This window comes from Selenomonas sp. oral taxon 892 str. F0426 (assembly GCF_000468035.1).
Lineage (GTDB): Bacteria > Bacillota > Negativicutes > Selenomonadales > Selenomonadaceae > Centipeda.
This window is the reverse complement of the sequence record NZ_KI260535.1, coordinates 57,462-71,050: the sequence shown is the minus strand read 5'-3', so window position 1 is coordinate 71,050 and position 13,589 is coordinate 57,462. Positions and strand designations below refer to the sequence as shown.

The 13,589-nt window shown below is 56.6% G+C and carries 9 protein-coding genes; all 9 read left to right on the top strand.

From position 1 onward, the window contains the following. The first annotated feature begins 9 nt into the window (after positions 1-9). The 9 genes from HMPREF1992_RS04110 to HMPREF1992_RS04070 all read left to right on the top strand — a co-directional run bounded on the left by HMPREF1992_RS04110 (position 10) and on the right by HMPREF1992_RS04070 (position 13,436). Positions 10-1,470, top strand: a complete 1,461-nt coding sequence (locus tag HMPREF1992_RS04110) for a menaquinone biosynthesis decarboxylase (protein WP_021684583.1) — start codon at positions 10-12, stop codon at positions 1,468-1,470. An 8-nt stretch (positions 1,471-1,478) separates the two neighbouring features. Next, on the top strand, positions 1,479-2,327 hold the full coding sequence (locus tag HMPREF1992_RS04105; RefSeq protein ID WP_021684582.1) for a 4-hydroxybenzoate octaprenyltransferase: 849 nt from the start codon (positions 1,479-1,481) through the stop codon (positions 2,325-2,327). 12 nt (positions 2,328-2,339) lie between these two features. Further along, positions 2,340-3,209 carry a bifunctional methylenetetrahydrofolate dehydrogenase/methenyltetrahydrofolate cyclohydrolase FolD gene (gene folD, locus HMPREF1992_RS04100; protein ID WP_021684581.1) on the top strand — a complete coding sequence of 290 codons (870 nt, stop codon included), beginning with the start codon at positions 2,340-2,342 and terminating at the stop codon, positions 3,207-3,209. A 2-nt stretch (positions 3,210-3,211) separates the two neighbouring features. Next, the gene (locus tag HMPREF1992_RS04095; protein WP_037358634.1) at positions 3,212-4,876 is read left to right on the top strand and encodes a formate--tetrahydrofolate ligase; all 1,665 of its coding nucleotides are present in this window, start codon (positions 3,212-3,214) and stop codon (positions 4,874-4,876) included. A gap of 37 nt (positions 4,877-4,913) precedes the next feature. After that, complete coding sequence (locus HMPREF1992_RS04090; RefSeq protein ID WP_051290485.1) at positions 4,914-7,295, top strand: sulfatase-like hydrolase/transferase; 2,382 nt, start codon at positions 4,914-4,916, stop codon at positions 7,293-7,295. Between the two features lie 144 nt (positions 7,296-7,439). Next, positions 7,440-10,103, top strand: coding sequence for a valine--tRNA ligase (locus HMPREF1992_RS04085; protein ID WP_021684578.1), 2,664 nt, complete (start codon positions 7,440-7,442; stop codon positions 10,101-10,103). A gap of 9 nt (positions 10,104-10,112) precedes the next feature. Then, complete coding sequence (locus HMPREF1992_RS04080; RefSeq protein ID WP_021684577.1) at positions 10,113-11,414, top strand: folylpolyglutamate synthase/dihydrofolate synthase family protein; 1,302 nt, start codon at positions 10,113-10,115, stop codon at positions 11,412-11,414. Between the two features lie 64 nt (positions 11,415-11,478). Continuing rightward, positions 11,479-12,762, top strand: a complete 1,284-nt coding sequence (locus HMPREF1992_RS04075; RefSeq protein ID WP_021684576.1) for an O-antigen ligase — start codon at positions 11,479-11,481, stop codon at positions 12,760-12,762. Positions 12,763-12,764: 2 nt separating this feature from the next. After that, complete coding sequence (locus HMPREF1992_RS04070) at positions 12,765-13,436, top strand: redox-sensing transcriptional repressor Rex (RefSeq protein ID WP_021684575.1); 672 nt, start codon at positions 12,765-12,767, stop codon at positions 13,434-13,436. Positions 13,437-13,589 lie beyond the last annotated feature (153 nt).

The window sequence follows — 13,589 nt, the reverse complement described above, 5'->3', positions numbered from 1 at the left end:
GGGAACATCTTGGCATTTAAGGATCTGCGCGAGTACATCGCGGCGCTCGAGGAGCGCGGGCTTTTGAAACGAATCACTGCGGAGGTAGACCCTGAGCTTGAGATTACCGAGATCACCGACCGCATCTCGAAACGTGAGGGGGAAAAGAATGTCGCCCTCCTCTTTGAGAATGTGAAGGGGTCGAAGATGCCCGTGCTCATGAACGCATTCGGCAGCTATGAGCGTATGTCGCTTGCGTTCGGCGTGGAGAAGCTCGACGATATCGCGGACGAGCTGACAGAGATTCTCAAGATCCCGCATATCTCCCTCCAGAACAAGATGAACCTCATGACGCTCATCCCGATGGCGCGCAAGGCGATCAACTTCCCGAAATATGTCAAGAATGCACCGTGCCAGGAGGTTATCGAGACAGAGAACCCGAATCTCGACGAAATCCCCATCCTCAAATGTTGGCCGGATGACGGCGGCCCCTTTGTGACACTGCCGCTCGTCTTTACGAAGAACCCTGCGACGGGCAAGCGCAATGTCGGTATGTACCGCCTGCAGAAGTACGACAGCCGCACGACGGGAATGCATTGGCATATTCACAAGAACGGCGCGGAGAACTTCCGCGATATGAAGGCGCGCGGCGGTGAGCGCATCGAGGCGGCGGTCGCGATCGGCACGGATCCAGTTGTCACCTATGCGGCCACGGCACCGCTCCCACGTGACATCGATGAGATGGTCTTTGCGGGCTTCCTGCGCCACAAGTCCGTCGAGATGGTGAAGTGCATCACGGTTGATCTCGAAGTCCCCGCGACGGCGGAGATCATTCTTGAGGGCTATGTCGATACGAACGAGATGCGCCGTGAGGGGCCGTTCGGCGATCATACGGGCTACTACTCGCTCGCGGACGATTATCCAGTCTTTCACATCACGGCGATCACGCACCGCAAGGATCCGATTTACTCCGCAACCATCGTCGGCAAGCCACCGATGGAGGACTGCTTCCTCGCAAAGGCGACGGAGCGTATCTTCCTGCCGCTGCTGAAGCAGATGCTGCCGGAGGTCGTGGATGTCAATATGCCGCTCGAGGGTGTGTTCCACGACTGCATCGTTGTCTCCATCAAAAAGCAGTTCCCGATGCACGCGCGCAAGGTTATGCATGCGCTCTGGGGTATGGGACAGATGATGAACGTGAAGATGATCATCGTCGTGGATGCACATGTCAACGTGCAGGACATGAAGGAAGTGTGGTGGCGCGTCTTCAACAACATCGATGCGAAGTACGATCTTGAGATCGTGCAGGGGCCGCTGGATGTTCTCGATCACTCCTCGCCAATGGCGAAGTGGGGCTCGAAGCTTGGCATCGACGCGACGAAGACGTGGCCGGAGGAAGGGCATGCGCGTGAGTGGCCCGATGAGATTGTGATGTCCGAGGAGATTGTAAAGCGTGTGGATGCGCGGTGGAAGGAGTTCGGTCTGGATTGAATTGGTGGATGGAGCGCCTGCGGGCGCACATGAACAATACCGCCTTTCACCATACGGTGTTTTCCCTGCCGTTCGCCCTCATGGGGGCGCTCCTCGCAGCAGGGGGCAATCCTCCGCTCGGCGATCTCGGCTGGATCGTGCTCGCCATCACGGCGGCACGTTCGGCGGCGCTCGCCCTCGACAATCTTGCCGATCTGAAATACGACAAACAGCAGCCCCGCCTCGCCTACCGGGCGATGGTGCAGGGACGCGTGACAAAGAAGGAGGCGCTCGTCTTTATAGGCGTGTGCCTCCTTGTGCTTGTATTCGCCGTCCTGCAGCTGAACCCTGTCTGTATCCGACTTCTGCCGTTTGCCGCTGTGCCCTTCCTCATCTATCCGTACATGAAGCGCGTGACAGGCTGGGTGCATCTCTTCCTCGGCATCGCGATTGGTATGGCACCTGCAGGCGGATGGGTGGCAATCAGCGGGCAGATCGAACTGCCGATGATCGTCCTCTTTATCGCAGTTGCACTTTGGATCGCCGCATTCGACGCGATGTACGGAGCACAGGATGAGGAATTTGACCGCAGTCAGGGACTCCACTCCCTCGCGGTTTCATTTGGGGCGCACGGCGCGTTCCGGATCGCGCGCGCAATGCACGTCATCTCGATCCTGCTCTTTGCAGTTCTGGGTGCAATGATGCATCTCGCGTGGCCGTACTATATCGGTGTCGGTATTGCTGCGGTCACGCTCGTATATCAGCATCGCATTGCAAGCCCCACCGATTTTTCACGCGTGACGCAGATGTATTTTATGCGGAATGGTATTGTCTCAATCGCAATTTTTGTCTTTACGTGGATCAGTTATCTGGTATAAAAAGGAGAGCATATGGCACGCATACTGAATGGGAAAGAATTTGCTGCGCGCATGAAGGAAAACGCAGCACAGGGCGTACGTGCGCTGCGTACGTGCGGCGTTCATCCGCGACTTGCCGTCATTATCGTGGGAAATGACCCTGCGTCTGAGGTCTACGTCCGCAACAAGCAGAAAACGTGTGAGGAACTCGGTATTTTATCCGATCATATTGCTCTGCCGGAGGAGACGACGTGCGCAGAGCTGCTCGCCTGTATTGATGAGCTGAATGCAGACGAGGAGGTGCATGGGATCCTTGTGCAGCTGCCGCTGCCCGCTGCACTCGCAGCGCGTGAGGAGGAAGTTCTGAGCCGCATTGATCCCCGCAAGGATGTAGACGGCTTCCATCCCGTGAACGTCGGGCATCTCTTTATCGGCGTGCCGGGGCTGCGCCCCTGCACGCCTGCGGGCTGCGTTCGTATGCTCGAGTACGCAGATATCACCATCGAGGGCGCGAATGCTGTCATCATCGGGCGCAGCAATATCGTTGGAAAGCCAATGGCGCATCTCCTCCTGGAGCGCCATGCGACGGTCACTCTCTGCCATTCGCGCACGAAAAATCTTGCCGAGATTGTGCGTACGGCGGATATCCTCGTTGCGGCAGTCGGACGACCGCGCTTTGTTACGGCGGATATGGTAAAGCCGGGAGTGACGGTCATTGATGTCGGCATCAACCGCATCGCGCCGAAGCAGCTTGTTGGCGATGTGGACTTTGATGCCGTCTCGAAGGTTGCAGGCGCGATTACACCCGTGCCGGGCGGCGTGGGTCTCCTGACGGTTGCCATGTTGATGGAGAATGTCGTGCAGGCGGCAAAGGTACAGACTGAGGAGCGAGGAGGGCGATGATGATGAAATCCGATGTAGAAATCGCACGCGCGGCACATCTGCGCCCCATCGCAGAGATTGCAGAGCAGCTTGGCATTGCAGAGGAGCATATTGAGCCGTACGGCAGGTATAAGGCAAAGCTCACCCCTGAGGCTCTTGCGGATGCGGGTGAAAAGCAGGGCAAACTCATCCTCGTCACGGCCATCAACCCGACGCCGGCGGGTGAGGGCAAAACAACGACAAGCGTCGGGCTTGCTGATGCTCTCCACAAACAGGGCAAGAAGACTGTCGTTGCCCTCCGTGAGCCATCGCTTGGCCCATGTTTTGGCATGAAGGGCGGCGCGGCGGGGGGCGGCTATGCGCAGGTCGTGCCGATGGAGGACATCAATCTCCATTTTACAGGAGATTTCCACGCCATCACAACAGCACATAACCTTCTTGCTGCACTCATCGACAACCATATTTTTCAAGGGAACGTACTCGATCTCGACGTGAACCGCATCGTGTGGAAGCGCGTGCTCGACATCAACGACAGAGCGCTTCGCCATGTTGTTACGGGGCTTGGCGGACGTGTGCACGGTGTGCCGCGCGAGTCGGGCTTTGACATCACGGTTGCCTCGGAGATGATGGCAATCCTCTGCCTTGCAGACGGTCTTGCCGACATGAAGCGCCGCCTTGGACGTATTCTCATCGGCTATACGCGCGCAGGGCGTCCCGTACATGCGGAGGAGCTCGGCGCAACGGGGGCACTCACACTGCTCTTTAAGGACGCGGTCAAGCCAAATCTCGTGCAGACCATAGAGGGAACACCCGCATTCATCCACGGCGGCCCCTTTGCGAACATCGCGCACGGGTGCAGCAGCGTCATGGCGACGAAATACGCGCTGAAATGTGCGGACTATGTTGTGACAGAGGCGGGCTTTGGCGCTGATCTCGGCGCGGAGAAATTCTTTGATATCAAATGCCGTCTTGCAGGACTTTCGCCCGATGCCGTCGTCATCGTCGCTACTGTGCGTGCGCTCAAGATGAACGGGGGCGTCACCAAGGACGCGCTCGGTGCAGAGAACCTCGACGCACTCAGGAAGGGCGCGGCGAATCTCGAAAAACATATTGAGAACATCGGCAAATTCGGTTTGCCCGCCGTTGTTGCCGTCAATGTATTTCCGACGGACACAGAGGAGGAGCTCTCGCTCCTGACAGAGCTCTGCGCACGCCTCGGTGCTCCTGCGGTGCGCTCCGAGGTCTGGGCAAGGGGCGGTGCGGGAGGTCTTGCACTCGCGGATGCGGTGGAAGAGGCGCTTGGGAAAACAGCGGACTTCCATCCCATCTATGATGAGAAGGCTTCCATTGAGGAAAAGATTGCAGCCATAGCTAGAGAGATCTACGGTGCGGACAGTGTTGACTTTACTCCCGAGGCGCGGAGGCAGATGGCGGAGATGGAGGCACTCGGCATGACGGGGACACCCGTCTGCATGGCAAAGACGCAGTATTCCCTCTCGGACAATCCTGCACTCCTCGGACGCCCCTCGGGGTTCCGCATCACCGTGCGTGAGCTGCGTGCCTCCTGCGGCGCAGGCTTCGTCGTTGCACTCACGGGCAGCGTCCTCACGATGCCGGGACTGCCGAAAGTGCCGGCGGCGATGGCGATGGACATCACGGAGGACGGTGTCATCACGGGACTGTTCTAGGCAGATTAATGCTGCTATGGGAGAGGGGGACGGGACAATGGCAGAGAAGTATATCGAGGGTGTGCGCGAGCTGATGGCGGCGTATAACGAGAGCAGCGATGCGGCACTTTATGATGCACTGCATGCGCTTTGCTATGCGCCGAATGAGGAGACCCTGCGGGAGAACTATGAGCGAAATATCGCCTGTTATACGGCATCGTATGATGCGTCCGCGCTGCCCGCCTACGATGTGCTCCCCGTCCTGCTCTTCCCTGTGACAGACGCGTACAGTGTCCTCTTTGACAAGGCAGCACGCCGCTTTCTTCTAGATGGGGCGGAAGGAGCCTTTGCCCTGCTGCAGAGCCTCCTATTTGCGGATATGTCGGATATTGCCGCTGCGGCGAAACGGTATCGGCGTACGTGTGATGATGCACGGGCACATACACTAGCACAGGACATCGAGAATGCCATCGCCGTACAGGATTTTGGCGCGGCGGCGCAGCGCACGGCTGAGGACTACTATGCGCTGTGTCCGCATGGAGAGATCTACGAGATCTTTCATGCGGAGGCGGCGCTTTTCTATGCAGACCTACAGAGCGCCCTCCGCTATGGAGCGGCGGCCTACGAAAAGCGAAAGATGAGCGCACGCGTCTGTGGGCTTCTTTCGCGTATTTACCATGCAGCGGGAGAGATCGTGCAGGCGGTCAAGTACCAGATTCTTTCAGCAGAACGTACGAAGCTGTCTCTGCCGCATGATCCTGTGCTGCTTGCGGCATGTCTCCGTGCGATTACTGCGGCCGATTCGGATATGCGCTATGCGCCGTTTGTACATCGTGCCACCCTTGCTGACGGTGCGATTCGCTCTGATTTTATCGTTCCTCTTGCTGAGGAGATGCTCCGATTTTCCGAGGATTTGCCGTGTTACTGGACGGGAATCTACAATCCCTATGGTCAGATGCATGTCAGAAGCAGGCTTTTGTCGATTATGAATGCGGCAATGGAGGAATATGGGAAGAGTATATACGGTGACGTTACCTTTGATCTTATGAAGGCGAAGGAGCATACCGAGGTTCTGCTTGCGCCGCAGGAGGGAGCCCCTGTCCTCGTCCCGATTGCAGTGAAAAATGAACGACAGACAGTTTGTTTCAAAGAGGCAGGGAATGCCCGCTCTATGGTATTGGCCAGAGGAGAGTTTGCCTTCTATCGCATCGAACGACCAACATGTGTTCAATCCAAGGAATTATTTGCTGTGGGATCTCCCGTTGTTCTTCGCCATAGCCCACGGCGCAGGAAAATTGTGCTGAACCTGCTTGCAGATGGACTCTCATGGCAAGAGGTACGGCGAGGCCGCTACAGTCTTGTGCCGAATTTGATGAAGTTTTTTCAAAAAGGCGTTATTTTTAATCACCATTTTTCTGGCTCAGAATATACGTATCCATCACTTGCATCAATTGAAACGGGGCTATACCAGCATCATACGCAGATCGCAGAGCCTGGTGCACCGTTTGTACTCTCTTCGTCTTATGTGACGTTGTCAGAGCAGATGAAACGGCTTGGCTACTACTGCGTCAATCTAATGGGATGCAGTGACGCCGTCTATAATGGCATCTCTCGTGGGTATGACCGATTGATTGTCAACCCTTGGGTCATGCGGGCAGCAGACGGAGTGGAGCGCCTGATCAGACATATTGAGGCATTCGATGCGTGTGATAATTTTGTTCTTCTCCACTTTGCGGATACGCATCCCAACAATTTTGATATTCCATCTCCTGTGAAAGCACAGACACATCTGTGTCTTGAAGATGTCCTGCAGGAACAAGATGCGGGGGCTTCGGTATTTCTGAAACCGAATGTACTTAGCCAGTATGTCAACCATGCAGAAATACAGGCGATGGATCGGCAGCTCGGGTATCTCTTTGACTATCTCACATCGCACTATGAGGATGACGAGTATATCGTCCTCCTCTATTCCGATCACGGCGCATCGGTGCACGCACGCAGTCCCTACCTTCTCAGCGAGGAACAGACGGGTGCAGCACTGATGGTGCGCGGCGCAGGCGTGCCCGCGTTGGGGTGCGTCGATGAGCTGGCGAGCAGCGTCGATATCTACAAGATTCTCGGAAAACTCGCGGGGTATCCGATCGATGCGCCGTATTTGGACGGGAATCTGCCGGAGGCATTCGGCGGTACGCGGCGGACATATACCGTCAGCAACTCCATCTATCCGGGACAGACGTACAAGATCTGTGTGCGCACCGAGCGTCACGCGTTCCATCTGGAGACAGAGGACGCTACGCGCGAGGACGGGACCGTCTCCTTTGCACGGTATAAATATCACATCCACGAGCGAAACGAAGATTACTGTGAGGTGTTCGACGATAGACTTGCGCGCGGCTTCCTCGACATTGTATGGCAGTATACGGAGAGTTTTCGGCGATGAGCCTCGCGTATATGATGGCAATTCTTGCAAAAAATATTGTTTTATGCTAATCTTAGCGTTGCAATTCATACAATAGTATTGACGATGTGCGGACGCCCTCGTCCCCTCGGGACGGGGGCATTTCTTTCGGGAGGAACAAGATTGATGAGTCAGGAATCCGGTGCAAATATTCCAAAGACATATGACCCCGCCAGCTTTGAACGCAAATGGTACGCGTATTGGGAAGAGAATAAGCTTTTTCATGATGAGGCGGATGAGAGCCGTACGCCGTACAGTGTGGTCATTCCGCCGCCGAATGTGACGGGCCAGCTCCACATGGGTCACGCGCTCGACAATACGCTGCAGGATATTCTCGTGCGTTATCAGCGTATGCGCGGGAAAAATGTCGTCTGGGTGCCGGGCTGCGACCATGCAGGCATTGCGACGCAGGCAAAGGTGGAGGAGAGCCTGCGCGCGGAGGGCACGAACCGCTTCGAGCTTGGGCGAGAGAAGTTCCTCGCACGCGTCTGGGACTGGAAGCAGCAGTATGGCGACCGCATCATGTATCAGCTGCGGACGCTCGGTGCGTCCTGCGATTGGGAGCGCGAGCGCTTTACGATGGACGAGGGCTGCAGCCGTGCCGTGCGTGAGGTCTTTGTCAGCCTCTATGAGCAGGGGCTGATCTATCAGGGAACGCGCATCACAAATTGGTGTCCGCACTGCACGACAGCGATCTCGGACATCGAGGTCGATCACGAGACGGAGGAGGGAAACCTCTGGCATCTCCGCTACCCAATCGAGGGAACGGACGACTACGTTGAGATTGCGACGACGCGCCCCGAGACGATGTTCGGTGATACGGGAGTGGCGGTGCATCCCGATGATGAGCGCTATAAAGATCTCGTGGGCAAGACGCTGATCCTGCCCGTGGTGAAACGCCGCATTCCACTCTTTGCGGATGCGTACGTTGATCCCGCATTCGGCACGGGCGCGGTCAAGGTGACGCCGGCGCACGATCCGAACGACTTCGAGATGGGGCAGCGCCACAATCTTGAGCAGGTTGTCGTCATCAATGCAGACGGCACGATGGGTGAGGGTGCAGGGAAATACGCGGGACTTGACCGTTATGCCTGCCGCAAGGCACTCGTGAAGGAGCTTGAGGAGATCGGAGCGCTCGTGCGCACGGAGAAGCACGAGCATGCCGTCGGTCACTGCTCGCGCTGCAAGACGACGATCGAGCCGCTTGTCTCGAAGCAGTGGTTCGTCCGCATGGAGGACTTGGCAAAACCTGCGACTCAAGCGGTGAAGGACGGGCGCATCCGCTTCGTCCCTGAGCGCTTTACGAAAATCTATGAAAACTGGCTCGACAGCATCCGCGACTGGTGCATCTCGCGTCAGCTCTGGTGGGGGCACCGCATTCCCGCGTGGCACTGCGCGGACTGCGGCGAGACCTCTGTTTCGCGTGAGGATATTACTGTTTGTATGCACTGCGGCAGCAGACACATCCATCAGGATGAGGACGTACTTGATACGTGGTTCAGCTCCGCGCTCTGGCCGTTCGAGACGATGGGGTGGCCGGAGCAGACGGTGGATCTGCGGCATTTCTATCCGACGTCGACGCTCGTCACGGGCTACGATATCATCTTCTTCTGGGTCGCGCGCATGGTCATGATGGGGCTTCGCTTCGGCGGCGACGTGCCGTTCCGCGATGTGTTCATCCATGGGCTTGTGCGTGACAGCGAGGGCCGCAAGATGTCGAAGTCGCTCGGCAACGGCATTGACCCCGTGGAGGTTATCGAGAAGTACGGTGCGGATACGCTGCGCTTCATGCTCATCACGGGCAATACGCCGGGCAATGATATGCGCTTCTATTGGGAGCGCGTAGAGGCGGCGCGTAATTTTGCGAACAAGATCTGGAATGCCTCACGCTATATGCTGATGAATCTCGAGGGCTCTGACGATTCCTTCGTGCCGGAGGAGAGTGACTATACTCTTGCCGACCGTTGGATTTTGACACGCTCCGCAGAAACGGTTCGTGCGGTTACTGCGAATCTTGAGAACTACGAGCTCGGCGAGGCGGGACGTGCCATCTATGAGTTCCTCTGGAGCGAGTTCTGTGACTGGTACATCGAGCTGACAAAGGCTCGTCTCTACGACACGGAGAATGTGCGCGCCAAGAATACGGCGCTCTATGTTCTGCGTACCGTACTCGAGCGCACGATGCGTCTCCTGCATCCCTTTATGCCCTTCCTTACGGAAGAGATATGGCAGAAGCTGCCGCATGCAGGTGAGAGCATTATGCGTGCACCGTGGCCCGAGGTCGATGAACATGATATCGATACGAAGGCGGAGACGGCGATGACCGCAATCATGGAGGTCATCAAGGTGACGCGCAACCTGCGTGCCGAGCTTGGCACACCACCAGGAAAAAAGAGTGCGCTTATTCTGCGCGTACGTGATACCGCACTTGCGGATACGTTTGCAGCATATGAGGGCTACTTCCATGCGCTTGCCTCTGCATCCGAGGTCTCTTTCCTTACAGCGGACGCGCCCGATCCGGAGAACGTTGTGACCGGCGCACTCGCAGGTGCAGCGGTCTACCTGCCGCTCGCAGGCCTGATCGATGTGGAGAAGGAGACAGCACGTCTGACGAAAGAGCGTGATAATCTCGATAAGGAGATCAAACGACTCACAGGAAAACTCTCGAACGAGGGCTTTACCTCGAAGGCTCCTGCCGCTGTTGTGGAAGCGGAGCGTGAGAAACTGGCGGGCTATGAGGAGAAGGCCGCCCTCATTCGCACGCGTCTCTCCGATCTCGCAAAGCTCTGAGGTATCTGGATGGACTATCAGGAGTCTCTGATTTATCTTGATGAACTGAATACCTTTGGCATTCGTTTGGGACTTGCGCGTATGGAGGAACTCTGTGCGCGCCTCGGACACCCCGAGCGCAGCTGTCAGACGATCCACATCGCGGGGACGAACGGAAAAGGATCGGTCACGCAGATGATGGATGCGGTCTGCCGTGCGGCGGGCATCCGTGCAGGGCGCTATCTCTCTCCGCATCTCATCTCCTACACAGAGCGCATGAGCGTCGACGGACACGATATTTCTGAGGAAATATTTGCCGCCCTGCTCACGCGCGTACGAGCGGCTGCGGATGCAATGGTCACCGATGGACATGAGCACCCGACACAGTTTGAGGCGCTGACGGCACTTGCCTTTCTTTATTTTGCACAGGAGAAGGTGGAGATTGCTGTCATCGAGACAGGGCTTGGCGGCCTCCTTGACTCGACGAATGTGATTGAGCCTTCGCTCACGATCATCACAAATGTGGCAATGGATCACGCTGATCGATGTGGAGGGACGCTTGCAGGGATCGCCGAACATAAGGCTGGGATCATCAAGGAGGGAGTGCCTGTCATCACGGCGGCGACAGGAGAGGCACTCCAAATTATCGATCAACGCGCTGAGGAACTTGGCGCAGACATCTTCGTCTGCGGCGAGGATTTCTCTGCACAGCTCTTCTTTCCAAAGGAGGGGGGACAGTGTGTCGCGTTTCACTCTATCATCTGTCGTGAGCCCGAGCCGTTTGAACTTGCTTTGGCGGGGGGATATCAGGCGGAGAACGCCGCACTCGTTATTATGGCAGCGCAGATTATGAGCCGGGAAGATGTGCGCTTTACGGAGGCAGCACTGCGTGCCGGACTGCGCAGTGTACGCCATCCTGCGCGATTTGAGCTCCTGCCTCAGGGTGACAGGCACATCATCATCGATGGGGCACACAATCCTGCTGGCATGAAGGCACTGCGTGCGGCGCTCGACGCATATTTTCCAAACCTGCCGCGTGTTTTTCTGCTCGGTATCCTGAAGGACAAGGATATAGATACCATGCTTGCGCTGCTTTTGCGCCCCGGTGACCAGGTTGTCACAGTCCGTCCGGACTCCGACCGTGCGGCGGCAGCCGATGTGGTCGGTGCTGTCTCTGCGGCAATGGGACTTGATACCCTCGCCTGCGCCGACCGGAGGCAGGGGCTTGCTGAGGCTCTCCGCCGTGCGGACGCGCGCGGCGCACTCCTTGTCGTCGCCGGCTCCCTCTATCTAGTAGGGGGCATACGTGCGCTTCTCACAGAGGGGAGGTAAGCGTTTGGGAGAGAATTTTCAGGAACGGAGGCGCGCACGGCGGCGCCGTCGCTGGGGTGGGCGAATGGCGCGTGTAATGACGTATGCTGTTATCGCTGAGGCCTTTTTGATCCCCCTTGCGCCGCTTGCGGCAATGGCGGTACTGCTCGTGGGAGGAGCGGCCCTCCTTCTGCGCCTGCGGATTGATCCAAGCTTTCATTTGCGCCGTCTGCCCTACGATGCACCGGCACTTCTTTTTGTCGTCATTGGACTGCTTTCCGTTGCTGCTGCTCCGGACAAGTCGTTCAGTTTCTATAACTTCTACCATCTCGTGCCGATCTATGCGCTCACCTATTTGCTTGTCGGGCAGACACTCCGTACAGCGCGTGAGCTCCAGCGCATCGTGCTGGCGATGGCTGCATCGGCTGTGATTGTCATCCTCTATGGCTTTTATCAGTTCATCTTCGGCATCGATATCTCTGCAATGAAATGGGTGGACGGAGAGGCTTTCCCCGAGCTTTCAAAGCGGGTCTTTTCGACGTGGGAGAATCCAAATATCCTGGCGGGTTATCTGGACATCGTCGCCTGCCTTGCAGTGGGGCTGATGGCGGCTCTGCCGCGCGGTTGGCGCATCCTTGCGATCCTGATACTCGTTGGTGCTCTTGCTTGTCTGGGCATGACGTATGCACGCGGTGCATGCCTTGTCATCGCTGTCGTGCTTGCGGGCTATGGTGTGCTGCGGGACTGGCGTGTTCTCGCGGGTATTGTCGTCATCGGCGCGGGGGCGCTCCTCTTCGATCCTGTGCTTGCCGATCGTCTGCTTTCCGTCTTTACGCGTGTGGATACATCCTCGGAGATGCGGCTTGCGTTTTGGGAGAGCACGATTGCAATGATCCTGGATCATCCCTTTCTCGGCATTGGCTGGGGGGTGTATTTCATGGTTTATCCTGAGTATGACTTCTACTTGCAGGGAGCACCTGTACAGATTGTCCACGCACACAATATGTATCTGAACTATGCCGCCGAGATCGGTGTACCGGGAGCGCTCTCGTTTCTCTGGTTCTTTTTCGGCTCGCTCACACTTGCCTTTCGCACACCGCGTAAAACTCCGTTGTGGGAGGCGGAGCTTGCCGCACATGAGAGTGCGTGGAAGACGCTCGCTGATGTGCGTGCGGGTCTCGAGCGCTGGCGCAGGCGCCGTTTCACTGAGGGCCTCTCGCTTGGCCTTGGCCTTGCGCTTATCTCCGTTGCGCTCAATGGCATCACGGACCATCTGCTCTTTAATATACCGTCCTCCATGCTGCTTTGGATGCTTGCTGCCATGACGGCGGCAGTGCATACGGCCGCGGGGGAGATGAAGGAAAGCTGATTATGCAGGAACATCTATCGATATCGAAGGCCACGGTTGATCGACTGCCGCGCTACTACCGCTGCTTGCACCAGCTCACAGATGAAGGTGTGGAGATTACCTCCTCGGAGGATCTTGGGCGCCGACTTGCGATCAACCCGGAACAGATTCGGAAGGATCTGGCGTTTTTCGGACAATTTGGGAAAAAAGGTGTGGGCTACTATGTTGCTGAGCTTAAGGAGAGCATAGGCAGCATTCTTGGTCTCGATCATCATTGGAACATTGCCATTGTCGGAATGGGGCATCTGGGGGTTGCCATTGCCAACTACCAGGGAATTGCACGCCTCGGATTTCGGCTCGTTGCAATCTTTGATTCCAATCCGGTTGTCGTCGGCACGCGCGTCGGACAGAGACGTGTCGAGGATATTGCATACCTCGCTGAGATCATTGCAGAGCGGGGTGTGCAGATCGGTGTGATCGCCGTGCCTGCCGAACATGCACAGGCCGTTGCTGACCTGCTCGTTGCAGCTGGGATCCGCGCCATTTGGAACTTCGCGCCTGTGAAGCTGCAAGTGCCTCCGCACATCCCATTTGTCAGCGAGGATTTGTCTGTCGGACTCAGCTCTCTCTCGTATTATTTGAATCATGTAGATGCAGGAAACGGTGATTTTTCAGACAAAAATTCATTGAGTTAAAACTTACTTGCCCTTTTTTTCACAAATCACAGAAAATGCCGTCAATGTAATCTTGACGACATTTTTTTTTCGTGATATCCTATGGGAAGATATAATTGACGTAGGCATATACGATAACTTGCGGTTATCAAGAACATTCCTGCCGTGAATAAT